General features: G+C 53.8%; 26 protein-coding genes. 1 reads left to right on the forward strand and 25 read right to left on the reverse strand.

Translation table 11 applies throughout. The annotated features are described in order from the left end of the window. Positions 1-32: 32 nt before the first annotated feature. From ACYQ15_RS18785 to ACYQ15_RS18850, 14 genes are all read right to left on the reverse strand, one after another. On the reverse strand, positions 33-305 hold the full coding sequence (locus ACYQ15_RS18785) for a type I restriction-modification system subunit M N-terminal domain-containing protein (RefSeq protein WP_459939021.1): 273 nt from the start codon (positions 303-305) through the stop codon (positions 33-35). 63 nt (positions 306-368) lie between these two features. After that, the gene (locus tag ACYQ15_RS18790) at positions 369-587 is read right to left on the reverse strand and encodes a hypothetical protein (RefSeq protein ID WP_459939022.1); all 219 of its coding nucleotides are present in this window, start codon (positions 585-587) and stop codon (positions 369-371) included. Then, complete coding sequence (locus ACYQ15_RS18795; RefSeq protein ID WP_459939023.1) at positions 574-3,336, reverse strand: PAS domain S-box protein; 2,763 nt, start codon at positions 3,334-3,336, stop codon at positions 574-576. Before ACYQ15_RS18795 ends, ACYQ15_RS18790 begins: the two co-directional genes overlap by 14 nt. 353 nt (positions 3,337-3,689) lie before the next feature. Continuing rightward, on the reverse strand, positions 3,690-4,994 hold the full coding sequence (locus ACYQ15_RS18800) for a transposase (protein WP_459937363.1): 1,305 nt from the start codon (positions 4,992-4,994) through the stop codon (positions 3,690-3,692). Positions 4,995-5,208: 214 nt separating this feature from the next. Then, on the reverse strand, positions 5,209-6,222 hold the full coding sequence (locus tag ACYQ15_RS18805) for an ATP-binding protein (RefSeq protein WP_459939024.1): 1,014 nt from the start codon (positions 6,220-6,222) through the stop codon (positions 5,209-5,211). A 95-nt stretch (positions 6,223-6,317) separates the two neighbouring features. After that, a complete protein-coding gene (locus ACYQ15_RS18810; RefSeq protein ID WP_459939025.1) occupies positions 6,318-6,809 on the reverse strand; it encodes a siphovirus Gp157 family protein in 492 nt (163 codons plus the stop codon). Positions 6,810-6,900: 91 nt separating this feature from the next. Next, the gene (locus ACYQ15_RS18815; RefSeq protein ID WP_459939026.1) at positions 6,901-7,326 is read right to left on the reverse strand and encodes a JAB domain-containing protein; all 426 of its coding nucleotides are present in this window, start codon (positions 7,324-7,326) and stop codon (positions 6,901-6,903) included. A gap of 97 nt (positions 7,327-7,423) precedes the next feature. Continuing rightward, entirely contained in the window at positions 7,424-9,601 is a 2,178-nt protein-coding gene (locus tag ACYQ15_RS18820; RefSeq protein WP_459939027.1) for a VWA domain-containing protein, read from the reverse strand. 9 nt (positions 9,602-9,610) lie between these two features. Further along, positions 9,611-10,582, reverse strand: coding sequence for a DUF3150 domain-containing protein (locus tag ACYQ15_RS18825; protein WP_459939028.1), 972 nt, complete (start codon positions 10,580-10,582; stop codon positions 9,611-9,613). Between the two features lie 97 nt (positions 10,583-10,679). After that, the gene (locus ACYQ15_RS18830; RefSeq protein WP_459939029.1) at positions 10,680-11,621 is read right to left on the reverse strand and encodes an AAA family ATPase; all 942 of its coding nucleotides are present in this window, start codon (positions 11,619-11,621) and stop codon (positions 10,680-10,682) included. Positions 11,622-11,630: 9 nt separating this feature from the next. Beyond that, positions 11,631-11,864 (reverse strand): hypothetical protein, encoded by a 234-nt coding sequence (locus ACYQ15_RS18835; RefSeq protein WP_459939030.1) that lies wholly within the window; start codon positions 11,862-11,864, stop codon positions 11,631-11,633. Positions 11,865-11,949: 85 nt separating this feature from the next. After that, complete coding sequence (locus ACYQ15_RS18840; protein WP_459939031.1) at positions 11,950-12,216, reverse strand: hypothetical protein; 267 nt, start codon at positions 12,214-12,216, stop codon at positions 11,950-11,952. Between the two features lie 413 nt (positions 12,217-12,629). Next, complete coding sequence (locus ACYQ15_RS18845; protein WP_459939032.1) at positions 12,630-13,085, reverse strand: hypothetical protein; 456 nt, start codon at positions 13,083-13,085, stop codon at positions 12,630-12,632. Positions 13,086-13,201: 116 nt separating this feature from the next. After that, on the reverse strand, positions 13,202-13,423 hold the full coding sequence (locus ACYQ15_RS18850; protein ID WP_459939033.1) for a hypothetical protein: 222 nt from the start codon (positions 13,421-13,423) through the stop codon (positions 13,202-13,204). Positions 13,424-13,917: 494 nt separating this feature from the next. Here ACYQ15_RS18850 and ACYQ15_RS18855 point away from each other — a divergent pair, with 494 nt between their 5' ends. Next, positions 13,918-14,388, forward strand: coding sequence for a terminase small subunit (locus ACYQ15_RS18855; protein WP_459939034.1), 471 nt, complete (start codon positions 13,918-13,920; stop codon positions 14,386-14,388). Positions 14,389-14,797: 409 nt separating this feature from the next. Here the strand turns inward: ACYQ15_RS18855 and ACYQ15_RS18860 are convergent, their stop codons facing one another. The 11 genes from ACYQ15_RS18860 to ACYQ15_RS18910 all read right to left on the reverse strand — a co-directional run bounded on the left by ACYQ15_RS18860 (position 14,798) and on the right by ACYQ15_RS18910 (position 23,168). Next, positions 14,798-16,624, reverse strand: coding sequence for a bifunctional DNA primase/polymerase (locus tag ACYQ15_RS18860; protein ID WP_459939035.1), 1,827 nt, complete (start codon positions 16,622-16,624; stop codon positions 14,798-14,800). 222 nt (positions 16,625-16,846) lie between these two features. Then, on the reverse strand, positions 16,847-17,224 hold the full coding sequence (locus ACYQ15_RS18865; RefSeq protein WP_459939036.1) for a hypothetical protein: 378 nt from the start codon (positions 17,222-17,224) through the stop codon (positions 16,847-16,849). 175 nt (positions 17,225-17,399) lie between these two features. After that, a complete protein-coding gene (locus ACYQ15_RS18870) occupies positions 17,400-17,657 on the reverse strand; it encodes a hypothetical protein (protein WP_459939037.1) in 258 nt (85 codons plus the stop codon). Positions 17,658-18,143: 486 nt separating this feature from the next. After that, on the reverse strand, positions 18,144-18,896 hold the full coding sequence (locus tag ACYQ15_RS18875) for a transcriptional regulator domain-containing protein (RefSeq protein WP_459939038.1): 753 nt from the start codon (positions 18,894-18,896) through the stop codon (positions 18,144-18,146). 22 nt (positions 18,897-18,918) lie between these two features. After that, complete coding sequence (locus tag ACYQ15_RS18880) at positions 18,919-19,272, reverse strand: helix-turn-helix domain-containing protein (RefSeq protein WP_459939039.1); 354 nt, start codon at positions 19,270-19,272, stop codon at positions 18,919-18,921. Beyond that, a complete protein-coding gene (locus ACYQ15_RS18885) occupies positions 19,241-19,519 on the reverse strand; it encodes a cytotoxic translational repressor of toxin-antitoxin stability system (RefSeq protein WP_459939040.1) in 279 nt (92 codons plus the stop codon). Before ACYQ15_RS18885 ends, ACYQ15_RS18880 begins: the two co-directional genes overlap by 32 nt. Before the next feature lie 48 nt (positions 19,520-19,567). Further along, complete coding sequence (locus ACYQ15_RS18890) at positions 19,568-20,884, reverse strand: tyrosine-type recombinase/integrase (protein ID WP_459939041.1); 1,317 nt, start codon at positions 20,882-20,884, stop codon at positions 19,568-19,570. Between the two features lie 216 nt (positions 20,885-21,100). Further along, positions 21,101-21,418: a type II toxin-antitoxin system PemK/MazF family toxin gene (locus ACYQ15_RS18895; RefSeq protein ID WP_459939042.1), complete on the reverse strand. Its 318-nt coding sequence runs from the start codon at positions 21,416-21,418 to the stop codon at positions 21,101-21,103. After that, positions 21,399-21,602 carry a DUF2281 domain-containing protein gene (locus ACYQ15_RS18900; RefSeq protein ID WP_459939043.1) on the reverse strand — a complete coding sequence of 68 codons (204 nt, stop codon included), beginning with the start codon at positions 21,600-21,602 and terminating at the stop codon, positions 21,399-21,401. The genes ACYQ15_RS18895 and ACYQ15_RS18900 overlap by 20 nt, the downstream gene beginning before the upstream one ends. A gap of 260 nt (positions 21,603-21,862) precedes the next feature. Continuing rightward, on the reverse strand, positions 21,863-22,372 hold the full coding sequence (locus ACYQ15_RS18905; protein ID WP_459939044.1) for a hypothetical protein: 510 nt from the start codon (positions 22,370-22,372) through the stop codon (positions 21,863-21,865). After that, entirely contained in the window at positions 22,317-23,168 is an 852-nt protein-coding gene (locus ACYQ15_RS18910) for a hypothetical protein (RefSeq protein WP_459939045.1), read from the reverse strand. The genes ACYQ15_RS18905 and ACYQ15_RS18910 overlap by 56 nt, the downstream gene beginning before the upstream one ends. Positions 23,169-23,227 lie beyond the last annotated feature (59 nt).

Below are 23,227 nucleotides of genomic sequence, written 5' to 3' on the forward strand. Positions count from 1 at the left end.
TGAGTTGCTGCTGGCTTACCCTGGCCTTGAGGTCACGCAGGGTGAATTTTCGACGTGTTGTAAAACGCCTGCCCCGCAGCCTGACGCAAGGCCGGATCCTGGTCTACGATTCCAGCTCCGTCCAGAGTCGCCTTCATGTCCAGCACGGCCTGCTTGCTGTCTTCTAAAATCGCATCCAGTCGACGCAACACTGTCATGGGCAAGATCACGTCCCGATACTTGCCCCGCACATAAAGATCCCGCAACACATCATCGGCAATGCCCCAGATGTAGCTGACGATCCAGTTCAGATTGTTTTGGCTCATGGTACTCCAACTGATTGAATGGTAAATGGTCATAACTGGTGATGGGTTGTCACCAGGATAACTTCAGGATCCCTTGAATATCTCGTTCACCAGCCGCTCCGCATCCGCCTCATCCTTCAATATCTTCATCGCCTCATGCGGCATCAGGCTCAGCATCTCCGCGTACTTCTCTTTCGTCATCCCGGCCTTCTTCCAGGGCTTGGCGGCGGTGTACTGCTTGCGTGTGATGCCAAGGATGGCCCAGGGCTTCTCAGAAGTGAGTATGGATTTAATGCTGGGCATCTGCTGTGGTTATGGATCCATCTTCTCTGGCGTTAATCACGTCCGGATTATGGCTTTTTCTCGCTGAGACAGCCCGCTCCAGCGCCTTCGCCAAGTCCTCCATCAGCACTGGCTTTGCCAGGTAGTCGTCCATCCCGGCCTCCAGGAATTTCTCCCGGTCCCCGGTCATGGCATAGGCGGTCAGGGCGATGATCGGGATGTCCTTTTTGTAATCTAAAGACTTGGCCTGACGAATCTCCTTGGTCGCATAAACACCGTTCATCACCGGCATCTGCACGTCCATCAGGATCACATCGAAGTCTTGAGCCACAAGCAGGTCCAGAGCCTCTCGGCCATTCTCAGCATGGACCACGTGATGGCCTGCCTCCATCAGCAGCATGCGGGTCGACAGAGCATTGGTCGGTTCGTCTTCGGCCAGGAGGATGCGAAGGTTTTGGATTCGTTCTTTTTGTGTCGTCGTGGTCTCGATTTGGGAGGAATCAACTGGTAGCTTGAATGGCAGGACCACATGGACTTCTGTTCCTTCTCCCGGCTGACTGTCGATCTCAATCTGGCCGTTCATCATTTCAACCAGCCGATTAACAATGGTTAATCCAAGGCCTGCGCCCTGGTAGCTGCTCGTATAGCTATTGCTCACCTGATGGAACGGTTCAAAAATATCGCGCAGCCTTTCTTTTGGTATGCCGATGCCATTGTCCGCGACCGTGAACAGCACCCGCATTTCACCGACCATTCGTGACGACAGCGGAGTCATCTGTACAGAGACCTTGCCTTTGTCGCTGTACTTAAGCGCGTTGCCCACAAGGTTGAACAAGACTTGACGCAACCGCACTTCATCTCCGATCAGCCTCGTAGGTACGCCGGGATCAATGGTGCACTGCAGGTCTATCTTCTTCTTTCGTGCTGCAACTAAAAACAAGCCGAGAATCGAGTCATCCATTTCGAAAAGATTGAATTCGCTATGAAAAATCTCCATCCTGCCCGCCTCGACTCGAGACAGATCAAGGATGTCCGTAAGCAGTCTGTTCAAGCGTTCAGCCGCGCCTGTGGCCATTTGTATGTATCGTCTCTGGTCGTCATTAATTGGTGTTGTTTCGAGAAGCTGCAACATGCCCATGATCCCGTTGATGGGGGTGCGGATTTCATGGCTCATGTTGGCCAGGAATTCGCTCTTGGCATGGTTGGCGGCTTCGGCCTGTTCCTTGGCTGCCAGCAGGGCTTCCTCGGCCTGTTTGCGCTTGGTGAAGTCAACGCCAATCTCAAGGACGAGTTTCGACCCATCGCTATCAATAAATGGATAATCATGGACGACGTACGAATTGCCGTCGGGAGCTTGCACCCATTCCCACACTTGCGGTTGGTTCGTGTCTAAAACAGAGAAGGTTGGGCATGCTTCACAGGGCGTCTTCCGACTCCACAAGACCTCATGGCAGAGCCGTCCTTTCGGATCACCAAAATGTTGGATAAAGTATTTATTGGCGTATCGTACAGTGTAATCAGGTGCTTGGAGATAGATGAAGCCTGGAAATGTCTCTAACAACATGAAAAACCTTTCTCGTTCTAGCTCAAGCGCTTCCTGGGTTCGCTTACGCTCGGTGATGTCCTGAACTGCACCAACCAGGACCTTCGGTTTGCCGGCATCATCAAACTCAACAATTCCCTTGGCATGGACATGCCTGACTTCACCGGTGTCCTGACGAACAATGCGATGTTCAAAATCATAGGGTTCAGCTTCTTCTATCGCTCTGACAAGAGCTTCTTCAATGTCAAGCCTGTCTTCAGGATGTGCGATTGGAAGGAGCTGAGGTGTTGTTGGCTGGATATCAGGAACTCCGTGAATTCTTTTCCAGTTATCCGACAACTGCCATGTATCGTTTGTTATATCCCATTCCCAGCTTCCCAGTTCAGCCAACTTCTCGGCTTGGGCCATGATTTTCTGGCTTTTTACCAGAGCCTCCTCGGCAAGCTTTCGATCGGTGATGTCCTCAATCTGCGAGATGAAGTGCAACGGTTCCCCTTGGTCATCCCAGACCAATGAAACCGCCAGCAGCCCCCAGACAATACTGCCGTTCTTGTGGAAGTACCGTTTCTCCATCTGGTAGGTTTCGATTTCGCCGGCGAGCATCCGCTGAACGAACTCCAAATCTGAATCCAGATCCTCAGGGTGGGTAAGGTCCTGGAATGTCTTACGCATCAGCTCGTCTTCGGTGTAGCCGAAGAAGGCACTGACGCGGGTGTTCACTTTGAGCCACCGCCCTACGGGCGATACGAGGGCCATGCCGATGGAGGAGTGCTCGAAGGCGTTGCGAAACTGTATTTCGCTCAGGCGCAGCGCCTCTTCCGCTCGCTTGCGCTCGGTAATGTCGGTAACAAAGCCCTGGTAGTGCGACACGCTCCCATCTTCTGCAAAGATCGTTCGAATGCTCCCCGATGCCCAGAAACGGGAGCCGTCCTTGCGTATATGTTCGCATTCGTAGTTTTTGACTATTCCTGCAGCCGCCAACAGGCTGATGACGGTAGGACCGTCTTTGGGATCAGCGAACAATTCAGCGGCAGTGTCCTGGATTGAGGCAATCAGGTCCTGTGGCGTGGCATATCCGTACATATCGGCCAAGGCTTTGTTGGCATAGAGAAATTTTCCCTCCGGCGTTGCCCTAAAAATGCCGAGGGGAGCGTCCATCAGGATGTCGTGGACGTCAGAAAAGCCTGTATGGGTAGGGATATTGTCAGGATCTTGCTTCAGGGCCATACGTAACTCCTAGGACATTACGACGAGGGCGATAGGATTGATACAAGCAATGCGGACTAAGAACGAATGATTGTAAAAAATATTAACGCCTACAAACATACGGACTATTCATTTTGTGATAATTATCTCCCTTTCCCCCATTGTTGGCTACAAGGTCAAGCACAAGTCAGCAATTCCCGCTCCGCGGCTCTGATACCCTTCTGCACACGCCAACGCCCCCGTGCCAAGTGCGGAGGCAAAGCAGGGCCCTCCGTGCGTTGCGGCGCGGGATTGTGGCTAGATAGCTGGTTGGCTGTTCCTCAAAAATTCTCACAAAAACCCTCACGTCGAACACGATCGATCACAGCCAGCTCTTAAGACGTGTCGCATGTCAGTGGGATGCCGGTTCGATGGATGAGCAAGCGGTAAAGTGTCTCCCAATCGGGAATCAGGCAGAGATCAAAAGCACTCCGCAGTAGCCGCCAAAAGCGGCTCTTGCCCTGCGCTGCAGACACGGCGGCCTGAAACAAGCGGCAGCAGCGTTGCTGGATCTGGTCGATCAAAAATGCCAGCATCATCAGGTGCATCAGCACAGTGCTGAGGTTTTGGTTGCCGTGACCGAAATTGTGTTCGAAGTGATAGCCTTGGTTTTTGAGGGTATTGAAGGTCTCGTTCTCGATTTTCCAGCGGGCGCGGGCTCCTCGCATCAGCTCCATAATGTTTGCAGGGGTTATCAGGATGTCGGTCACCCAGGAGAAATGGACGACCTTGCCCTTTGGGGTGGTCCCCCAATACTCGAAAAAATTGACCTCCAGGTCGAAATTGGCGTCATTGAGCGGGACGCCGTTGAGATAGCGAAACCGATGGCTGGTTCCGCCCTCATCAATCTCCGTGTATTCGACGGTGGTAGGCACTGTATTGACCCAGTCGAACAGGTACTTGTGGTCATCGGGCTTGGCACCGAGAATGAAGCGTATGTCCTGGGCCTTCAACTGGCGGATGTGCGGGCCGTTGGAGGCTAGCGCATCCTCGATGACGATCAGCTTGAGGTGAGGGTGCTCGCGGCGCAGGTCTTCCAGCAACCGCTTGGCGGCATTACGCTCGCAGTCGTTTTTTGTAGCCCCATCCTGCTTGAGGATCGGTTCGGGCGCGAGCGCAAAGACCTCCTTATGGTCCGGATGCACCAGCACGGCACCGAGCATCTGGTGGTAGTAGGTGACCTTGCCGTTGCGGTGGTGTTTTTCGCAGCACTGCGCGCAATGGATGGTTGGCGAGGAGAAATAACCGGTTCCGTCCAACGAGAGGAGATAGTGCCCATCCAGATAGCTGAACCCTTCCAGCCCCTTTCCGCGCTGGAGCATGCTCAAAAAAATCTTGTAAAGGGAGCGCAACTGGCGAGGATCGACTTCATCGAGACGCTCTCGAAAGCGGGTATCGCAGGGAGGGCGTTTGATGCCATACAGCGACTGGAGATTTGCGGGCGTTGTACCTTGCCTTCCGTCCTTGTCGAACTGAAGCAGTGAAGGGTACTTGAGGCCAAATAACGCCAGCCCCGCCATCAAGTGGTCCACCAGCGGTATGTCGCAGCCTAACTTATCAGGGATTGCGGCAAAGCATTGGCGGGCTTTACGCAACAGGCCAGGAATGCTGAGTTGCTTGCGGGAGAAGGAGTCGCGCATCCGTGATAACCTCAATGTACAATGGAAATTAAGAAAGAGGCACGTATACTGATTTTCAAGAAAGTTTACGAAAAACTATTTTCCTGGAAATTTATATCCATTTGTTATAATTTAATTTTTATTTTTGGCGGGAATTGCTGAGCACAAGTTTCAACCTAAGCCCTTAAGCCGGAGAAGCCTGCAAGCTTTAGGGCTTCTCCGGCGCATTTATCTGCTACGCCGCCTTCCTGAAGTTCACCAGCGCCGTGAAGTAATCCGTGAGCTGCTTCAGCATCTTCGCATCCCGCTTGCACCGACTCAGCGTGATGAACTGCTCACTGATCTCCCCGGGTGTCAAATCCTTCGAGCCGTGACCGTACTTCTTTACGAGGTACATCTCGTACAGCTCAACCTGATCCCCAAGACCCAAGGTCCGCAGAACGCCGAACAGATCGACGACCGTCGTCCCGCTGTCCGTCCTCGGAGCAGGCTTGGGCGGCGGGGGGATCTGGACGACGTTTCCCTTGGGCTGCGGATCTACGGGCTGACCATCTCCGTTTCCGTTGGCAGGCTCGCCGGTCAGCCAAGCCATGAGCTTCTCGCCGGTGGCTTTTCCAGGGGTGAAGTACGACCCGTCGAACAGGCCCGTGCGGTCCTTCGTGGCCGTCGCGATATGGCCGTCCACTGACAGCTCCAGGACCGTCGTGAACTCGTACTCCAGCCCATCCCGCTGTACCGGAGCCAGCCCGATTTTTACGGGTCGGGTCTTGCCGGTCCGCTCGTCTTTCTGGACATCCCAAGCGGTCTTGCTCCGGATGGTCGCGATAATGTGCAGGGGCGCTCCGAGCATGGCGTCCACAAGCTGGTTATGCTTTGGGCTGGCCTCCCTCCAGGCGGCGAAATTGTTTTTCACGGCCTGCGTCGCCCGGTCGACGAATTCCAGGATCCCGCCTTCGCCGGCCCAGGCGTGGGTCAGGCTATCGATGATCAGGACGTCGTACCCGGCTTCAGCCGCCCCCTGGATGGCCTGGACGTAGCGGCCAGGGTCGTATGGGGGCGAGAGTTCGGCCACGTCGTAGGTGCACAAATCTGCGTACAGGCTGCCAGAGCCGCGCTCAGTGTCGAGCAGGGCGATCTTTCCGCCGAGGCCCTGGGCGATCAAGAGGGCGGAGTAGGTCTTGCCGGATCCGCTGGGGCCGATGAGACCGAGACGGAGTTTCGACTGCTGACGCTTTGCTGGTGTGTACATAGGGAAACCTCCTTGTGTGGAAGATGGAAAAAGCAAAGGCCCAGCACCGTGATTGATGCTGGGCCTTGGGCCGCGTGTTGGGTTGTGGATCTGGATCAGTTGATCACGAGGGACTGGCGTTCGACGATCTGGGCTCCGGGGACTTCACGGCCAACCTTGAGTTCATCCTTGATCTGCGTCTTTATCGGGACGTACTCGATCCGGGTCTGAACGAACTTGCTGGGGAGTTGGTTCAGGTCGAAGACCTCGACAGAGCTGCTTTTCCTCAAGAACATCGTTGACTTCACGCCCTTGACCTTCTGCAATCCCAGACGCTTGAAAACGCTGGTCAGATACTCCTTGAACATGATGAGCCGAACCTCGGCAGCCTTGCGGCGTCCGCGCAACCGCTCTTCCTCCGACTTCAGGAAGTCGATCTCGGCCTGACGCTTGCGCATGGCGAAGGCCACGGCGTCGGCCTTCTCGGCCTCCTGGATTGCAAGGTCGTCCAGATAGGCCAAGGCCGCCTCCTGCTGCTCGTCTTCCAGTTCCTCGGCTACGGCCAGGATGTTGCCGATCTCTTCCTCGATTCCGATCAGGGTAGCCATAAATCGCCTCCTTGGTTTGGGAGAGTGGAATGAAAAAGGCCGCATCCCCGAAGGACAACGGCCTGACACGCTTGAGGTTGAGAACTGCGGGCTACAGCAGTCCCTGAGCCTGAAAGCTGTAATGCCCGTTGCGGGCGACGATCACATGGTCCAGGAATCGCACATCGAGCAGCTGGGCAGCGCTCTGGAGCCTAGTGGTCAGCTCCTGGTCCTGAATACTGGGCAACGGATCACCGCCCGGATGGTTGTGAGCCACTATGATCCCGCTGGCCTGTTTCAAAAGTACGAGGCGCATGATCTCGCGAATGTAGACGGGCGTCTGATCGACCGTGCCCTTGGAAACGACCCGCTTGGCCATGACGTTGTTCCTGTTGTCCAATAGAAACAGAACGAAATACTCGATCTTCTTGTCCCGGTAGGGCAGCATCTTCACCACGACGTGCTCCGGATGTGACAGGTTCTCGCAGGTCGGTTCCGCCGCATACAGTTGTTCCAACAGGTCTCTGACGTGGTCCATGCGAACCTCCTTCGCATTTGGAATGGAAACACAAAGGCCCGCCATTCTCTTGAGATGACGGGCCTTGGGCCTGTGTGGTCATGTGCTTGCCGGTGAGCTACTTGATCAGCAACTTCTCCAGCAGCCGGAACGCCTTCTCCGGTAAATCTCTGACGTTGGCGACAATCTCGAAGGCGGGGAAGATGTCCGGGTGTCTGACATCCTCGATCCCAAGCGTCACGAGCTCGATCTTCAGATCAGCTGCCTCCTTGAAGGCCATTTCTGTATCTCTCCGATCATTCGGATCGCCGTCGGTTAGGATCACCACGATCTTTCTGGGCTCGGTCAGACTGTACATTGCCGACAGGACATATCGCAGGGATTCCGCCAAGGGCGTTCCGCCATTGGCGTTGGGTGGCCAGTAAATCATCGTGCCGGGCTTCTGTCCGTGGATCATAAGGGTGTCAACGCTGGTGGTGGGTACTCCCGTGTGCGGGTCGCATGTGGTGCTCCGGCCATGTGCCGGGAAGATGGTCAGCCCCAGGTTCACGCCCCTGATGGGCGAGAGGGCCTTGACCAGCGCCATACAGACGTCTCTGGTGATGGGAAACCGCTGTCCGAGGCGCATGCTGCCGGAATTATCTATCAGCAGGTGGATGGCCGTGTTCACTTGGCGGACCTGGTCATTACGCAAAAACAGCTTGCTCTCGCCAGTCCTGATCCGGTGCAGCCGAGACCGGGCGATACGACTGCCCGCCGCACTGGGCTTGGCGTGATTCAGAGCCTGGGCCTGGAGCAGTCCCCGGAGCTTTCCCGACAATTTGGCCACCACGGACGTCGAGGATCTGATAAGGTGTTTTCGGTAGCCGAAGTCGGCCAAGGTCGACTGCCTCGTGGGAGTGGCTATCCGTATTGAGAATGCGTCCAGCCCGAGGTCGGCCTCCCTCTGGCGGACCAGGGCCTTGAGTTGCTCTCCAAGATCGGCCTGCTCTTCCTGGCTTTGTAGGGCCTGGATCACAGCCTCCCGGACAGGATCGACGCGGGACGTGTCGAGGGGTGGTGCTGCGCCCGAGTCGCCCACGCCAGTGCTACCGGATTCTATTATCGTGTTATTTTGTCTGTCCGTGGTGTCACCGTCACCATCCGCCTCATCGTCCGTATCGTTCTCAGCTTCGCAGTCGGCATTTCCTGGCTCCTCTGCGGCCTGGCTGTTGGCATCTTCGCCGGTTTTTCCAGATGAGGATGACTCAGAACCATCGGCTTGTTGCTCGTCTGAATCTCCAGGGCTGTCGCTTTCCTGTTGCCCTCCATCCCTGCTGTCAGGGTGGGCAGGCTGGTCCCTGTCGGGTTCCTCATTCTGGCCAGATTCCCCTTGCTGGGCTGTCTGGCCGTCACCGTTTCCATGCTGTTTCCCGACATCTTCGTCAGGACTCTCAGGCTGGCCCGTATCGCCGTTCTCACCTTCGTTGTCCTCGTCAGGCATGTCAGGCTGGGGCTCGCTTTGAGGCGCTTCAGGGCCATCCTGGAAGGCTTCCTGGGGCTCTTCCTGCGGGTGTTCCTGCGGCTGGTTCTCCTGCTGTTTCGGCTCGGGTTTTGGCGGCTTTTCCCTGGCTCGCTGTTTCAGCAGGTCAATAATCCGTCCAACGATTGAGACCACATCTTCGCTACTTCCCGCCGTCTCGATGTCGGAGATCAGGGCGAACAGATCACGCTCAATCTGTGGGCCGAAGGTCTTAAGGAACTGCTCCCTGGTCTTCTGTGCCAAGTCGGCAACTTCAGGCTGGCCCAGATGGAGCGAGCGAAGCATCAGGGAGACGTAGGCCGTGATCACCGCCTCGGGCGGGCTGTCCGGGGCAAGCTCGAATACACCGGCTTTGGTCTTGCGAAGCTGGGAGATCAGCACCCGGAGGTTTGTTGCCATGCCAGGGTACAGACTGGCCATGGTTCTCTCGATGCGCACATCCTCCAGGACGTTCCACAAGCTACGGTGGAGGGGACTCTCTTGCGGTATGATGTTCAGGTTGGTGAGCCGGACATGGCCCACTTCGTGATCCAGATACCCCCGCACGATCCAGGAATTCTCCTTGCTGGTCAGGGGCATGACCACTGTCTCGCCGTCCGTCTGGGCTGTGCGGCTGTCGCCAAAGACGACCTTCACCCCGTGCTTGCGGCCCAAGCCGGTGGCCAGGACCGCAAGCTGCGATGGGGTCAGTCGTTGGGGCGACGATGCCGGGCTGTCCTGGGCTTGAGCGGCCAAGCGCGACAACTCTGCGTCAACAGACTGAAGTTGCATCATGTTACCTCCTTAGAACCAGGCGTCAGGGAGCCTGGGCTGCGGGGTGGGCTGGGTGATGACCGGAGGGACATTGACCGGCTGGGGAGCCGGAATCTCGGGCTGGGGCTGAACGATGGTGTCCGTCTTGGGCTGTGGCTGCTCGTAGGTGAACGTGTAGGCGTCCCCCTGCTCGGCAGCGGCCAGGATGTCCTTCAGAACGTCCGGGGATTTCAACTGGACCAGCAGGCGGGTCAGCATGAAGAGCGCAGTTCCGGTCAGTGCCCCTCCTGAATCGCGCTGATCCAGGAACTGCTGCAGCTCGGCCTCGATGATGGACACGCCGGGATTGACGAAGCTCAGACCGCGCAGCTTTTCAGCCAAACGGTCCAGGCGGTTCAGGTTCTTGAAGGTGGCCCGGTCCCGGTCCTTTAGAGACTGGTGTGTCTCACCGGCCAAGATCGTGATTTCGCGAAGCATCGTGCCGGTCAAGTCCGTGGTCAGGACTTCGGCAAACTCCTGGTCGTTCTCTGCTGAGGACATCCTGAAGCAGCGCCAGGTGAAGCCAAACTTGCTCTCCACGCTGGCCGGGGTCTCCAGGTAGGGCCGCAAGATGGACGCCCAGCGGCTGTTCTTTTCCAGCCAGGCATCCTGTTCCCGGTGGAAGCCCGCCAGGAACTTGTCCTTCTCGGTGGCGAACTCCCTGGCCAAGTCGGCAAGCGCCATCTCGATCTCGTCCTTTCTGGCCTCAGGGGCTATCCATATCTTTCCGGAGTAGAGCGACAGGGCCACGCCTTCGAGGTAGGTCACAGCCTTGGTCCGGACGGCCTGGATTGGCTTGAAGGCCTCGCGGTTGTGCAGGCGCTTGCTACCAAGCGAAACCAGCTCCTCGGGTGGAAGCTCGACGCCGGCGAAGTCCTCGGGCTTCAAGTTCTTGCTGCCGCTCCAGGTCCGGATGTCCAGGATCAGGCCCAGCGAGTTGGCGAAGATGCGGTCTGTTGTCATGGGGTCCTCCGTTGGTCAGTGGTTGAAAACAAAAACGGGCGGCCAAGTTGACCGCCCGGTGCCTCGGGGTGTGGGTTTGTGGTGGAGCATCACCTCCTTAAAGCTCAGCATTGAAGATGCGCTGGAAGGTCTCCGCGAAGATCGGCCTGCCCTCGGTTGAAGCTTTGTTCACGACCACGTACTTCAAGGCATGGCCCAGCGGGTTCTTGATCCGTGGGACTTTGCGGAAGAACTGCGCGGCCTTCGCCCACTCGACCAGCTCCCTGGTGCTGAGCGTGTCCGGAATCGGATTTTCCTCGGCGGTGTGCATCTTGCGAATCTCACCCGCGAAGTTGACCATCTGCTCGGAGATGTCCCGATTGCCGAGAAGCTGCTCCAGGATGTCGATCTCGACGTTTGGCTCCGGGTAATCCAGAAGGAACGTCCACTTCAGGCGGTTCATGAACGCCTTGCTCATCTTGAGCGTCCCGGAATAGCCGTTGGCCTCTCCCTCACCTTGGCCGGTCGTGTTGGCCGTGGCGATGATCCGGAAGCCGACCGCCGGGTGGATCACCTCGCCGCCGCCTGCCGCCACAACCAGCGGCCTGCCGTCCAGGACGGTGTTCAGGCCGACAAGTGTGCTCGGGTCCACAAGGTCGATCTCGTCGAACAGGAATACGCCGCCAACCTTCATGGCCATGGGCAGCGGCCCGTACTCGTAGACAAAGCCGCCGTTGGAATTTGGGATGTACTGGCCAATCAGGTCGATCAGCTCCAGCCGGTTGTGGCCGGTGACCGGGAAGACCGGGGCATTGCTCCGGGCCGCAACCTCGTTGACCAAAGATGACTTCCCACTGCCCGTAGGGCCTGAAATCAGGCAGGACAGGCCGCCGAACTGCCACCAGCCCAAGAAGTCGGCGGTCACTTCCGGGCGGAATTGATAGGCAGTGGCTGGGGGCACGAAGTGCTGCCACTGGTGCTGTTCGCGGACCGCCCAGGGCACGGGCGGGAAGGTAGGATGGAACAATTCCTGGACCGTCTGTGTTGCCGTGTTCGTCATGCTGCCTCCCTATTGGTTGGACTGAATGATCTGCTCGATTTCAGCATCCAGGATGCAGGCGTACTCGCAGCCGCCAGTGCTCCCTATGTGCCGCAGGATGTTGTCTCTGACACGCCGGATAGCCCGCTCAGTGACGTTGAAGCGGCCCTGAATCGGCCACTTGCTCGACTCGTCGTATTGCCTGAACAGCCTGTTGATCTCGGTGATGCGCATGTCTGAAACGTCCTTGCCGTAAAAGTGCATCGAAGCACCTCCTGTATCTTGGGCGCAAAAAAGCCCGGAGCATCGTTTGCTTCCGGGCTTCTCGCGCCAGTTGCGGATTTGCTGGTCAGGTGTCGAAGTGCGGGATTGGCCACTCCCAGACGCGAATGCCAAGCTCCTTCAGCGCCTCGTCAATCTCGCCCATCTCCAGAGAGCCGCTCTCGCTGTAGCCGCGCGCGTGAATTAAGCGCATGGCCTTGATGCGGTTCATGTCCTGCATCGCCAGAGCCTGAAGATGGGTCTTCTCGACCAGCAGGACACGGCCGTCCCCGATGTAGGGCACGGCAATGTTGCCAACCTGTAATGTTCGTTGTGGGTGCAGCATCTTATGCATGTGCAAGCCTCCTGTGCGGTTTTGGTTCGGGCATAGGGGAAGCAATCGACTTCCTATCGTGGACAGGCCGCCAGGCTTTGCTGCCTTTCGGTCTGATGACCACAGGCGCGGCGTTGATGTTGATCGCTCCAGGGTGTGGCGCTGGGTATCCACCACGTGGGCAACGGAAGAACAAATGGTTGATTTGGGCTTCGACGTAATTCATGGCGTCCTCCATGGTTTTGAAACAACGAAGGCCGCACACCTTGAACAATCCATGGTGCACGGCCTTCAACAAGTCGCTTGCTCCGGCCTGGAGCCGGAAATTGGGCGCAAAAAAAACCGCTCCAGCTCAATCGCTGTGCGGCTCAGTCGGGGATAGTAGGTGCTCGAATCGATCTCTGGTTATTCTCCTCCAGGTTCAGGCAGGTTCGTTAAAAAGGTACTTCGCATGTCTCCTCGACAGTAGCGGAAGTGGGGCGCTTGGCCTTGTCCACAATCTCCTTGAAGCCAGTCCCGGCAGGTACGAACGGCGTGAAGTCCAGGACCTTGTACTCACCTTCGCGGTTGACGTTCACGCTGAAACGCTGGACGCCGTACAAGTCCGTGTAATGCGACACCCGGCATCCGTTCAGTTCGATGAGCGCGCTCTTGTCCTCCAGAGCCCGATGCGCCGTCTCGCCAATGCCGTTCCAGAAATTGACGCGCAGGACCACGCGTTCGCCGGTTTCGTCGTCTGTGGCCAACAGATAGGTGACATAGCGGCTCCGCTTGTTCTCATCGCCTGGGAAAAACTTCGAATACTCAGGGTTGCCGGTCCATCCGCGAGCGGTGCAAAGTTCGACAACTTGGCCAGTGGTCGGGTTGGTGATGGTTTCAATTTTCATCATGGTGTGTTCTCCTTTTAGTATTTCGGTTTGTATGGCGGTTAGTCGGTTGGTTAGAGATATTGACGATTGACAGCGGTTGACGTTCCAACAGGGCCACCACACAAGGAATCACAACTCTACGCCGCTTGCAGGGCGGGCAGATCGACGGGCTCGTCGTGATCCCAGAACTCACCCAGATACGCCTCGCACTTCGCCATGCTCCAGCGCAGTGCCGCCTCCTTGACGCAATCGTAGCAATGGACCGTCTCGCGTCGGATGACCCCGTTAGTGTCCAGCCGAGTGATTGTGGCTCCGCAGCTCAGCGTCTGGCCTCGGTAACGAACTCGGTTTGTGCACATAATTCCTCCTGACTGTTGTTTCAGAACGAAAAAGGCCGCAGCACCACATGGGGTTGCGACCTAGCCTAGCGGACTGCTGTGTAATGAGCTCAAAGTACGTCCATGGTACTGCCTCCTTCGGTAAGTGTTCAGGCACCCCCCCCCACCCCACATTCAAGGTGACGGGACTCCAAGTACCTTTAATTACAGCTCATCCACCACTGAATATGGGCAAAATCAAGGCGAGCGGGTCTGGACTGGATCGCTAGCAGCACGTCGCCTGCTTGCGGTCCAGTTCACCCTCAGCCCAACCGCGGCCCGATCAGTCAGTTTCGTGAGGCTTGAGCGCAGACCAAGATGGACAGGCCTGTGGCCAGAAAAAGCCGATTCCAAAACGCTTTTCTCAGGAGGAAGTCGGCCAAAAATTTTTTGAAAAATTTTAAGCATTGATTTATAGATAGAGCTAGTAAAATAGATTTAAAAATATAATAGATGGCGGTAAGGAGTGTGATCTTATGCAGAAGAAGGGAGGCCGGCCACGAAAGTTCAAGAACAAGAGGCAGTTGGAAGATGCAATAGAGGCATACTTTGCCAGATGTGACGAAAGTTGCATCCCGCCAACAATGCCCGGTCTGGCCATGGCCCTTGGTTTCACAAAGGTCAGTAGCCTGAATTATATGGAGAAACAGTCGACGGCCCGTTCACAGTTTTCTGCTGTTCTGGGCAGGGCGCGGCTCGTAATTGAGGATTATTGGGAGAGTCTTCTGGTGGGCAGGGATTCAACGCCTGGGCAGGTTCAGCTCGCGATGATGGTCCTGAAGCGAAGTTTTGGCTGGTCTGGAAAGAATGAGCGGAAACAGGTAGGTGGAGAGAAGCGGGGTGAGGTGAAGGTTCAGGCAGTGGGCTGGGATGGCTGGCAAGCAATGTGGCGTGAGGAAGAGGTGCGGAGAGTTGAGAGGCGGTGTGAGAGTGGGAGGGCCGGATAGACCCTCCCGGTTCGCGTCGGCATTAAGTCGGACGGTTTGCTTACAGCCCGGCTTGGGCTTGGCGTTCCTTGCGCAGTGCGGCGACTTCGCGCATCCGGGGGGCCAAAAAGTAACCTCGCCGCTCCACCACTCCCCTCGGACCCCTTACGGTAGGGATACTTGGGGGGGGCGGCTGCCCCTATATACACACATTTAAATACCAACCAAAAAGTCGTGCAATTATAAGAGGAAATGTAAGAGTCTGTAACAATGCTGTAAGAAAGATGTAAGAATGAAAAAACATATCTCTACCCGCATGGTTGAGCCATTGTAACAGTGTAACAAAGATATAATTGATCAAGTTTTTTTTATTCCGTATATATACACTGTTACTGGTGGCTCGATTTTCTAAGCAATGATAATCCAATAATTATTCCTCTTCGGTGTAATAGTAGTCATCACCTATACCCTCATACTTTCCGAGTTTTTCGATGAAAGCTTCGTAGTTTATGAACCAGGCGGACTTGTTCTTCACCTGCCCCCTTATCCGGACTGATTTGCCCTTGTTTTCAAATCCAATCAATCTCAGTTTCTCGAAGACTTGCTGATGAGTCATGTTGGTTCCCACAAAATTATTGAGGTGGTTCACGAAATCGTCAGCAAATATGTATAGATTTCCTTCTTGAAAAAAAGTTTTTCCACATTCAAAATTCTGTTTCCAATTGTCTGGATTATTGAGGGATACATCGAAGTAGCTGCAATTATGCACAAAATCATTAAGCCATTGTGCAAAAACCTCAAGTTGCTCCGGTAAGTGTTCCTCTTCCGCAGCCAGAGCAAGATTGGCAGAGATGCAAAGCCATGTGTCTGGTTTAAACTTCGGTATTGTGATTCTAGTTCGCTCTTGGATCGCTTCCATCGTTCTTTTCCAAGAGTTTAGATTAGATGTAGAGCCGATGTCGATACGTGTCCCGTCTTGTAATTCGAGCAGCCATCTGCAGTTTGATTTTCCCAGCTTGATAACACGCTTGATGTTGATGCCAAGCTTTTTTGAAACCGTATGAAGAGGGTGTTCAGATGGCGCTTTGCCTTCTTTGTAAACAAAGGCACGGCCAACAACCCCTTTTATTTGGTCGTCTGTGACATGTATATTGCGTTGTTCAGCTTCCTTCCTCACAAGTTCTTCAGACTCACTCACTAAAAGGCCCTTGTTTCGCAGATCGCATGCCTTGCGAAACAGTAGCTCGTGGTCAGGCTGTAGTTCGGAGTCCTTGCTCAACGCTTTTGCTGCTGCCCTGAAGTCTCCGTTATATTCAAGATATACCAGTAGTGCGAACGCTGTGTAGGTCGTGTTGGGTTCAAGTGGGGATGCGTTGGAAGAAAAGTTGCAAAGCAGACGGCCATCGATGACTGAAGCGCTCCAGCCGCGTTCCTTCCCTGGTCTAATCCAGTATTCGAACTTGCCGAAACCTTTGCCGGAATTATTCCAGCCATGCTTTTCAAGCATTGGCCGGATATCCGTGCATTCGGCATTGTAGATGTCCCCGGGCCGTAGTCCATTACTCGCAGTCGCTTGTTGGCTTTTCGGCTCGCTGATCTTTCTATTCAGCACCCTGGCCGCCCTGAAAAGAACCTCCCGATCGGCGGCAGTGATCACCGGCACATTCTCGAATGAGCCCGAAACCAACTCGTATCCTGCCGTCGGTGCGGTCAAGGCGTATGCTTTCTGGCCTCTGGTCTCGATCATGCAAGGGAAAATGAAATACTTGCACCCGACTTTTTCACTTTTGTGCTTTTTTCCAATATATTCATGCTCACCGGGTCCACTCACCTCGACCTTGTCGTGAGCCAGCTTCATGCTCCCTGGGATGCTTATCTCGGGACACCGATACCATCGATGCTCTCCTCCGCTCTGCGTCTTCTGCTTCAGCAATTTTCTCGTCAGCCCAGGTGCCTCCATTTCAACCAGTTCTTCCCAATCCTCAACCCATGACGCAAGGTAATCAAAGTCGATACATTCCAGTTCCCCAGATACTTCACCACAAATGATCGCAAGCCCAGGCCATTCACGGTTACTGATCTCGCTTTCAGTTATTATGCGGATTTGATAATCGATCCATCTCCTGTAACCAAATGGCATTTTTGTTTTTGGATCTGTAGAAATGACTGAGAGACCAGATTTCGCGTAGGAAAGTGCGACATCTCTAATTTGGCAAGGGGCTTTCTGAACCTTTAGATTCACATTGCTTTGTTCCATTCCTCATAACCACCTTTGAGCAGATGCTCGGTTGATGTTACCGATATAGCTGTGCGAAAGGTGGCGAAAAATGCTTGACTATTACAATACCTGTCACTACATTGCTTCTTCAGCAGCAGTCGCACAATAATCTGTTTTCAGCCTCGAGAGCAGTGGCAGCTCTCGAGGCTTTTCGTTATGAATAAGTAAAATTCTATTGTGTATTCAAATTGCCTCCGACATTTACGGTTCATTGATACTTTTGATGTGATCGTCCATTTCTTTGTATTCTCTCAGGAAACATTTTAAAGAATTATATGTGAATGGATCACATTCGCCGTAGTCTTCGATGCGCTGAAAAACTGCTTTCGCTCTTTCACCAGCAATTTTTTCAAGTTCTTCGTAACAGATCCTTGTAATGTACTTTACGTTCTCTTCGTCGAACTGCATCCAGTTTGCCATTCGCTCTACAAAAATGAGAACGTCATAGACATAATCTAATACATCAAGACGACTTTCGTCGGTGAGCAGGTTGCTTGTCCGGGCGTACAGATGTAGTAGACCCGCAAATTGATAGTCCATTTCAAAACTTTTTTTGAACGCGTCGATTTTGTTTTCCATGATGTAATCCTCGGTCTGAGATCAGTTGATTTCGGAATCACGGCCCCCACTGATTGAGTGCCGTCTCCTGCCCGGCATTCCACTTTCATTTTTTAACCGGGGTCAGGCGGTGCGTCAGGGATTCGGCTGTAACTGACTGGAATTGCATTATTATGCATGTCGTTGCGCCTTCTCCTTAAACCGTGATGTTCTTGGCTAGCCATTCGAAATAGGGGGTGCGCAAATACCAAACTTTGCGTCCGTTGCTGAAGCGCCCTTTGGGGCCAACGCCCAAAGAGTCCTTGTTCGCCAATGTTCTGGGGTGCGTCGCTGGTGCGTCGCTCCGGGAGAAAACTGGCGGACAGGCTTTGTAAAGCTCTTCAATGATTGCAGATTTCTTGGGGTCAGTTTCTCGAAGTTCGACGAGAAAATTCGGCATTTCTACAGTGCTCATTGTGCAACTCCTTGTTCAGGTTAACTGAACAATGTGATGCCCTGTGAGCACTGCGGCTGTATAAGGGAAACTTTACTTGAAGTGTTTTTTCCCTGGGTGGCGTGGTTGGCTGACTAATGGATGGAGTGGGTGTTGATGCGAGGTACCTGTTTGACGTACTCTCTATCGGCGAGGGGTGTGCAGGATTTATTCGCCCGAGTCCAAGGTTAAAACCCCGACCGGGCAACTTCCAGTAGCGGTTGGATTCACGACGTGTTCGGCTTCAGCAATTTTTTTCAGCTTGACGAGTTAGCATCCAGTGGACACTTGGATACGGCAATCCTATGTTTACATAATGAAAATCAGCTTGCCGAGAGCCTGCATGCAATGTGGATCCGTATAAAGCTCGTTAGTACCGGCTGCGAAGCCTACCGGTTTTAGCTGGGACTTTCAGTCCGCTGATTCAAACCACCAGCTTTTCAGCTGGTGGTTGTTTAGTTTGAGATGTTATTCATTTACACTTATTACTGCGTTGACAAAAAGGTGTTTGAATCCATCGTCGACCATTGACCTTGCTGCGAGTAGATTTTTTTTATAAAGGTCATTGGCTGGATACGCCTTGTCATATGTGTTATCTATATGAGGAAATATAGCCTCTGAAATATCTTTTTTCTGTGTGCTTCCATCATTTTTCATCTGGAATTCATTTTCTGCATCTAGTGTACGTAAGTATGTAATCCATGTAGATTTTTTCTTCTCAAGAAACCTCTTATTGTCAAATGTTTGATTTTTTGGATCTTTCATTCTTTGAAATTGCTCTCGTGCATTCTTTATCTGTTCTAAATACTCCTTGGCTTTCTTAATTTGCCCAGAAATGTTGTAATTGAGATTAAATTTGTATAATACCATGTCTTGGCTATAATGGCCTTCATCTATTTCAGACAGAAAATATTGTAATCCATACATCTCTGGAGAAGGAATTCCCTCAAGAGATACGTCAATGTGTGGATTATCATCTTCTGGATTAATAAATTCTTGAATCAGCCATTTTATCTCACAGATCTCAAATATCGCCTTGTCGTCGTATTTGGCATTGACCTCGTAGAACTTTTCCCTGTCTTCTTCTGTTCCACTTTGTAGTTCATAATCTCGCTGATATTCAGGATTACGTCGAAGGAACTCCCAACCCCATCCTAAAAAGTTCAAGTTCTTGGTGAAAACATATTCGTCTGGATCGCGCCAGTTGCGTCTGATGCCCATGTTTAGTTCCGATGTAACCTGATTACATGAGTACCCGGTAGTCGGAATTGAGTGCCTTGCCGATGATCTGGGCGCTCTTCTTTCCGATGGGCCTTTTGCCGTTCTCCATCTCGGAGATGTGCCGTTGCGGGATGCCGGTCATCTCTGCAAGCCTGCTCTGGGTGACTCCCTCCCTGGTGCGGGCCGCCCGCAGGCAGACGCCGGGCATGGTCTGGTCAGTGATCTCGGGAAAGTATTCCTGCCAGGGCCGTGACTGGTCCATGCGCTCAAAGCCAAGTCCGGCCATGGCCTCAGCCGCGTCGTTCAGGTGATCCGCAGGGCCGCGAAAGACGACCTCAACGGTCTCAGTATGGGGCTTTTTCGTGTGTTCCAGCATAGGTGATCTCCACAAGCTTGATCTCATTTTCGCACTCTTCCCAGACAGCCACGTAACAGGGCCGCCCTTTCTTCAGGTGACAGTGGTGGCGACCATGGCCAAGTTTGCCATAGTTGGGCCAGTCGCCTCGGACAGGGCCGGCCAACTCGATGTCCCGAGCCAGGAGCACCAGAGTTTCCCTGATCCTTGCGGGCAGCTTGATAAGGGCTTTGCCCGCCTTTGGCGTGATCTGTACCGTCCAGGCCATCAAATACTTCTTTTTAGTATAAGGTCAAGATATAGAGAGTGGGAGCGCCTACTGGTTCTCGGCAGGTTGGAGAGGGATAGCCTTGTCCATGTCGCGTTTCCTGCCGATTTTTCCAATGGCCTGCTTCATGTGTTCTTCGCTCAGGTGACTGTATCTTTCGGTCATGCGGCTTGTGGTATGCCCCAGCAGCTTTCCGACGGTGTAGAGGTCCACGCCTTGCATGACCAGCCAGGAGGCGCAGGAATGGCGGAGGTTGTGGAAAGTCAACTTCTGCCGGCGGTCGTCGATCCCCTCGTTCAGCTTCAGTTCATCCACGCAGCGGTCAAACGTGCGAGAGACTTCAGACAAAGGCTTGCCGCCCTTGCCCGTGAAGACCAGGGACGTTTTGTCGCCAGGGCCTATCTCCCGGAACATGGCGATCAGGTTTTCATGCAGGGGCACATTGCGGCTTGGCCCGGTCTTGGTGTCCTTGATGAACAGAAATCTGTTGCTCAGGTCCACGTCCGCCCAGCGCAGCCGGAAGATTTCCGATGCACGTAGACCGGCATACAGGGAAACCATGCAAACATGATACAGGGTAAAACTCCGGGCCTTGATGGTATTCAGGAGCTCTGCGGCTTCGGCATCGCTCAGGAAACGCTGCTTTTTGTTGTCAAAGGTAAGCTGCTTACGCCGAGCTTTCTTGTAAATGCTTACAGGATTCGTTCCCGAGTAGGTCTCTTTTCCGATACACAAGTTGAACACCTGAGAGATGATCGCCAAAACGTACAGGAAGGATCGGATCGCCATGCCCTTGTTCAACATTATGGTGCGGATCGCGTCCAAATCAGCCTTGCCAATGGCAGCAAGGGGCAGGTTGCCGATTGCAGGCTTGATCCATTTCTGGAACAGTACGTTCTCCGTCTCGATGGACGTTGCTTTCTTTCCGCAAAGGCGCTGCTCATCCATGTAGGGGCCTACAAAGATTTCCGCGAAGGTCAACTTGGCAACCGATGCTTGGCGCTCCAGGGCCTCAGCTTTCTGCCTGACGGTTTCTTCCTCGGCCTGTTTGCGCTTCGCAAGTTCACGCTTTTCTTTCAAGGTGCGAGGGCCAGTGCCTAGTCGCTGGTTTTCTTGGAGTTCAGCCAACAACGAAGCCGCTCTCTTTTCCGTCCACCCAAACTTGATCAGCTTTCCATCCTGGCCGACCTCAGTCCAGGTCTTGGATGCCCAGCCCAGGCTCTCTTCCTTGTCTTTCCCCTCTAATTTATAGCGAATAACATAATACCGATCCTTTTGAGGGGCACCTGGGCTGAGCCGCCGTGTTTCATGCTCTCTGTATCTCACGCCAGGATAAGGTGACTTGAACCAGACTTGTTTTTTCATATCTTCCACCAGCTTTGAGAAAAGTTGTCCCGCTTTTGTCCCGCGATTTGGGATGAAAGAGGGGGGTCTTGCGTGATCACTGGTGAAAGATGTATATGGTTAATACATTGAAATGTCAATAAATTGTGATATGCTGTGAAGGTGGGTGATGGTGTAATCGTCTGAATGGCATTCAAGAGGTCAGCGGTTCGATCCCGCTCAGCTCCACCAAGAAAATCAAGGGTTTACGTTGAAAAACGTAAACCCTTTTTTTGTGCAAAATCGAAAAATCAGCGTTTTGGTACAGTTTTGGTACAGTTTTTTAAAAATACGTTTGGAACAGGCCACAAGGAAAAACCTGGAAGGATGGACGTTTAAGTGTCCTTGGATAAGGGCAAACGCTTTTTCGTGAGTTTCCTTGGAGGTGATCGCCAGGGAAGCAAAATCCCCTCGCGCATCTGGTTGGCTTAAAACCAGCACAGGCCTCTTTTTACGGGCGGAATGGTCAGAGAAGGGAAAGGGTAGCAGAACGATTTCACCTGGTCGGTACTTCATTCCATGCCTCGTCCTCTTCATTGTTCCAGAGAGGCAACGTGCTTGATTCCTGCGCCATAACCAAATCGTTTTCTTGGTTTTCAGTCGTTCGTTTTTGAAGAAAGAGTATGAAATCCAGCACGGTAGGCAGGACATTTGGAGGAAGCCTGTTGGCCTCGTGGCATATCTGTTCAGCAGTAACCATATGCTTCTCCTGTTGTCTTTTTGGTGAAATAATAATGAAGATGAGCAGGCAAGGCAATCAGATGGCCAGCATATCAGCAATTCCCGCTCCGCGGCTCTGATACCCTTCTGCACACGCCAACGCCCCCATGCCAAGTGCGGAGGCAAAGCAAGGCCTTCCGTGCGTTGCGGCGCGGGATTGTGGCTAGATAGCTGGTTGGCTGTTCCTCAAAAATTCTCACAAAAACCCTCACGTCGAACACGATCGATCACAGCCAGCTCTTAAGACGTGTCGCATGTCAGTGGGATGCCGGTTCGATGGATGAGCCAGCGGTAAAGTGTCTCCCAATCGGGAATCAGGCAGAGATCAAAAGCACTACGCAGTAGCCGCCAAAAGCGGCTCTTGCCCTGCGCTGCAGACACGGCGGCCTGAAACAAGCGGCAGCAGCGTTGCTGGATCTGGTCGATCAAAAATGCCAGCATCATCAGGTGCATCAGCACAGTGCTGAGGTTTTGGTTGCCGTGACCGAAATTGTGTTCGAAGTGATAGCCTTGGTTTTTGAGGGTATTGAAGGTCTCGTTCTCGATTTTCCAGCGGGCGCGGGCTCCTCGCATCAGCTCCATAATGTTTGCAGGGGTTATCAGGATGTCGGTCACCCAGGAGAAATGGACGACCTTGCCCTTTGGGGTGGTCCCCCAATACTCGAAAAAATTGACCTCCAGGTCGAAATTGGCGTCATTGAGCGGGACGCCGTTGAGATAGCGAAAACCGATGGCTGGTTCCGCCCTCATCAATCTCCGTGTATTCGACGGTGGTAGGCACTGTATTGACCCAGTCGAACAGGTACTTGTGGTCATCGGGCTTGGCACCGAGAATGAAGCGTATGTCCTGGGCCTTCAACTGGCGGATGTGCGGGCCGTTGGAGGCTAGCGCATCCTCGATGACGATCAGCTTGAGGTGAGGGTGCTCGCGGCGCAGGTCTTCCAGCAACCGCTTGGCGGCATTACGCTCGCAGTCGTTTTTTGTAGCCCCATCCTGCTTCAGGATCGGTTCGGGCGCGAGCGCAAAGACCTCCTTATGGTCCGGATGCACCAGCACGGCACCGAGCATCTGGTGGTAGTAGGTGACCTTGCCGTTGCGGTGGTGTTTTTCGCAGCACTGCGCGCAATGGATGGTTGGCGAGGAGAAATAACCGGTTCCGTCCAACGAGAGGAGATAGTGCCCATCCAGATAGCTGAACCCTTCCAGCCCCTTTCCGCGCTGGAGCATGCTCAAAAAAATCTTGTAAAGGGAGCGCAACTGGCGAGGATCGACTTCATCGAGACGCTCTCGAAAGCGGGTATCGCAGGGAGGGCGTTTGATGCCATACAGCGACTGGAGATTTGCGGGCGTTGTACCTTGCCTTCCGTCCTTGTCGAACTGAAGCAGTGAAGGGTACTTGAGGCCAAATAACGCCAGCCCCGCCATCAAGTGGTCCACCAGCGGTATGTCGTAGCCTAACTTATCAGGGATTGCGGCAAAGCATTGGCGGGCTTTACGCAACAGGCCAGGAATGCTGAGTTGCTTGCGGGAGAAGGAGTCGCGCATCCGTGATAACCTCAATGTACAATGGCAATTAAGAAAGAGGCACGTATACTGATTTTCAA

Source organism: Desulfonatronum parangueonense (assembly GCF_054656975.1).

Bases quoted from the DNA above. Each gene is read 5' to 3' on its own strand.
- ACYQ15_RS18900 (WP_459939043.1), bottom strand. From the start codon at position 21,602: ATGGTTACTGCTGAACAGATATGCCACGAGGCCAACAGGCTTCCTCCA.
- ACYQ15_RS18910 (WP_459939045.1), bottom strand. From the start codon at position 23,168: ATGCGCGACTCCTTCTCCCGCAAGCAACTCAGCATTCCTGGCCTGTTG.
- ACYQ15_RS18795 (WP_459939023.1), bottom strand. From the start codon at position 3,336: ATGGCCCTGAAGCAAGATCCTGACAATATCCCTACCCATACAGGCTTT.
- ACYQ15_RS18830 (WP_459939029.1), bottom strand. From the start codon at position 11,621: ATGACGAACACGGCAACACAGACGGTCCAGGAATTGTTCCATCCTACC.
- ACYQ15_RS18790 (WP_459939022.1), bottom strand. From the start codon at position 587: ATGCCCAGCATTAAATCCATACTCACTTCTGAGAAGCCCTGGGCCATC.
- ACYQ15_RS18825 (WP_459939028.1), bottom strand. From the start codon at position 10,582: ATGACAACAGACCGCATCTTCGCCAACTCGCTGGGCCTGATCCTGGAC.
- ACYQ15_RS18880 (WP_459939039.1), bottom strand. From the start codon at position 19,272: ATGCTGGAACACACGAAAAAGCCCCATACTGAGACCGTTGAGGTCGTC.
- ACYQ15_RS18845 (WP_459939032.1), bottom strand. From the start codon at position 13,085: ATGATGAAAATTGAAACCATCACCAACCCGACCACTGGCCAAGTTGTC.
- ACYQ15_RS18810 (WP_459939025.1), bottom strand. From the start codon at position 6,809: ATGGCTACCCTGATCGGAATCGAGGAAGAGATCGGCAACATCCTGGCC.
- ACYQ15_RS18865 (WP_459939036.1), bottom strand. From the start codon at position 17,224: ATGGAAAACAAAATCGACGCGTTCAAAAAAAGTTTTGAAATGGACTAT.
- ACYQ15_RS18835 (WP_459939030.1), bottom strand. From the start codon at position 11,864: ATGCACTTTTACGGCAAGGACGTTTCAGACATGCGCATCACCGAGATC.
- ACYQ15_RS18800 (WP_459937363.1), bottom strand. From the start codon at position 4,994: ATGCGCGACTCCTTCTCCCGCAAGCAACTCAGCATTCCTGGCCTGTTG.
- ACYQ15_RS18850 (WP_459939033.1), bottom strand. From the start codon at position 13,423: ATGTGCACAAACCGAGTTCGTTACCGAGGCCAGACGCTGAGCTGCGGA.
- ACYQ15_RS18890 (WP_459939041.1), bottom strand. From the start codon at position 20,884: ATGAAAAAACAAGTCTGGTTCAAGTCACCTTATCCTGGCGTGAGATAC.
- ACYQ15_RS18820 (WP_459939027.1), bottom strand. From the start codon at position 9,601: ATGATGCAACTTCAGTCTGTTGACGCAGAGTTGTCGCGCTTGGCCGCT.
- ACYQ15_RS18870 (WP_459939037.1), bottom strand. From the start codon at position 17,657: ATGAGCACTGTAGAAATGCCGAATTTTCTCGTCGAACTTCGAGAAACT.
- ACYQ15_RS18805 (WP_459939024.1), bottom strand. From the start codon at position 6,222: ATGTACACACCAGCAAAGCGTCAGCAGTCGAAACTCCGTCTCGGTCTC.
- ACYQ15_RS18840 (WP_459939031.1), bottom strand. From the start codon at position 12,216: ATGCATAAGATGCTGCACCCACAACGAACATTACAGGTTGGCAACATT.
- ACYQ15_RS18905 (WP_459939044.1), bottom strand. From the start codon at position 22,372: ATGAGGGCGGAACCAGCCATCGGTTTTCGCTATCTCAACGGCGTCCCG.
- ACYQ15_RS18885 (WP_459939040.1), bottom strand. From the start codon at position 19,519: ATGGCCTGGACGGTACAGATCACGCCAAAGGCGGGCAAAGCCCTTATC.
- ACYQ15_RS18785 (WP_459939021.1), bottom strand. From the start codon at position 305: ATGAGCCAAAACAATCTGAACTGGATCGTCAGCTACATCTGGGGCATT.
- ACYQ15_RS18815 (WP_459939026.1), bottom strand. From the start codon at position 7,326: ATGGACCACGTCAGAGACCTGTTGGAACAACTGTATGCGGCGGAACCG.
- ACYQ15_RS18875 (WP_459939038.1), bottom strand. From the start codon at position 18,896: ATGGGCATCAGACGCAACTGGCGCGATCCAGACGAATATGTTTTCACC.
- ACYQ15_RS18860 (WP_459939035.1), bottom strand. From the start codon at position 16,624: ATGGAACAAAGCAATGTGAATCTAAAGGTTCAGAAAGCCCCTTGCCAA.
- ACYQ15_RS18895 (WP_459939042.1), bottom strand. From the start codon at position 21,418: ATGAAGTACCGACCAGGTGAAATCGTTCTGCTACCCTTTCCCTTCTCT.
- ACYQ15_RS18855 (WP_459939034.1), top strand. From the start codon at position 13,918: ATGCAGAAGAAGGGAGGCCGGCCACGAAAGTTCAAGAACAAGAGGCAG.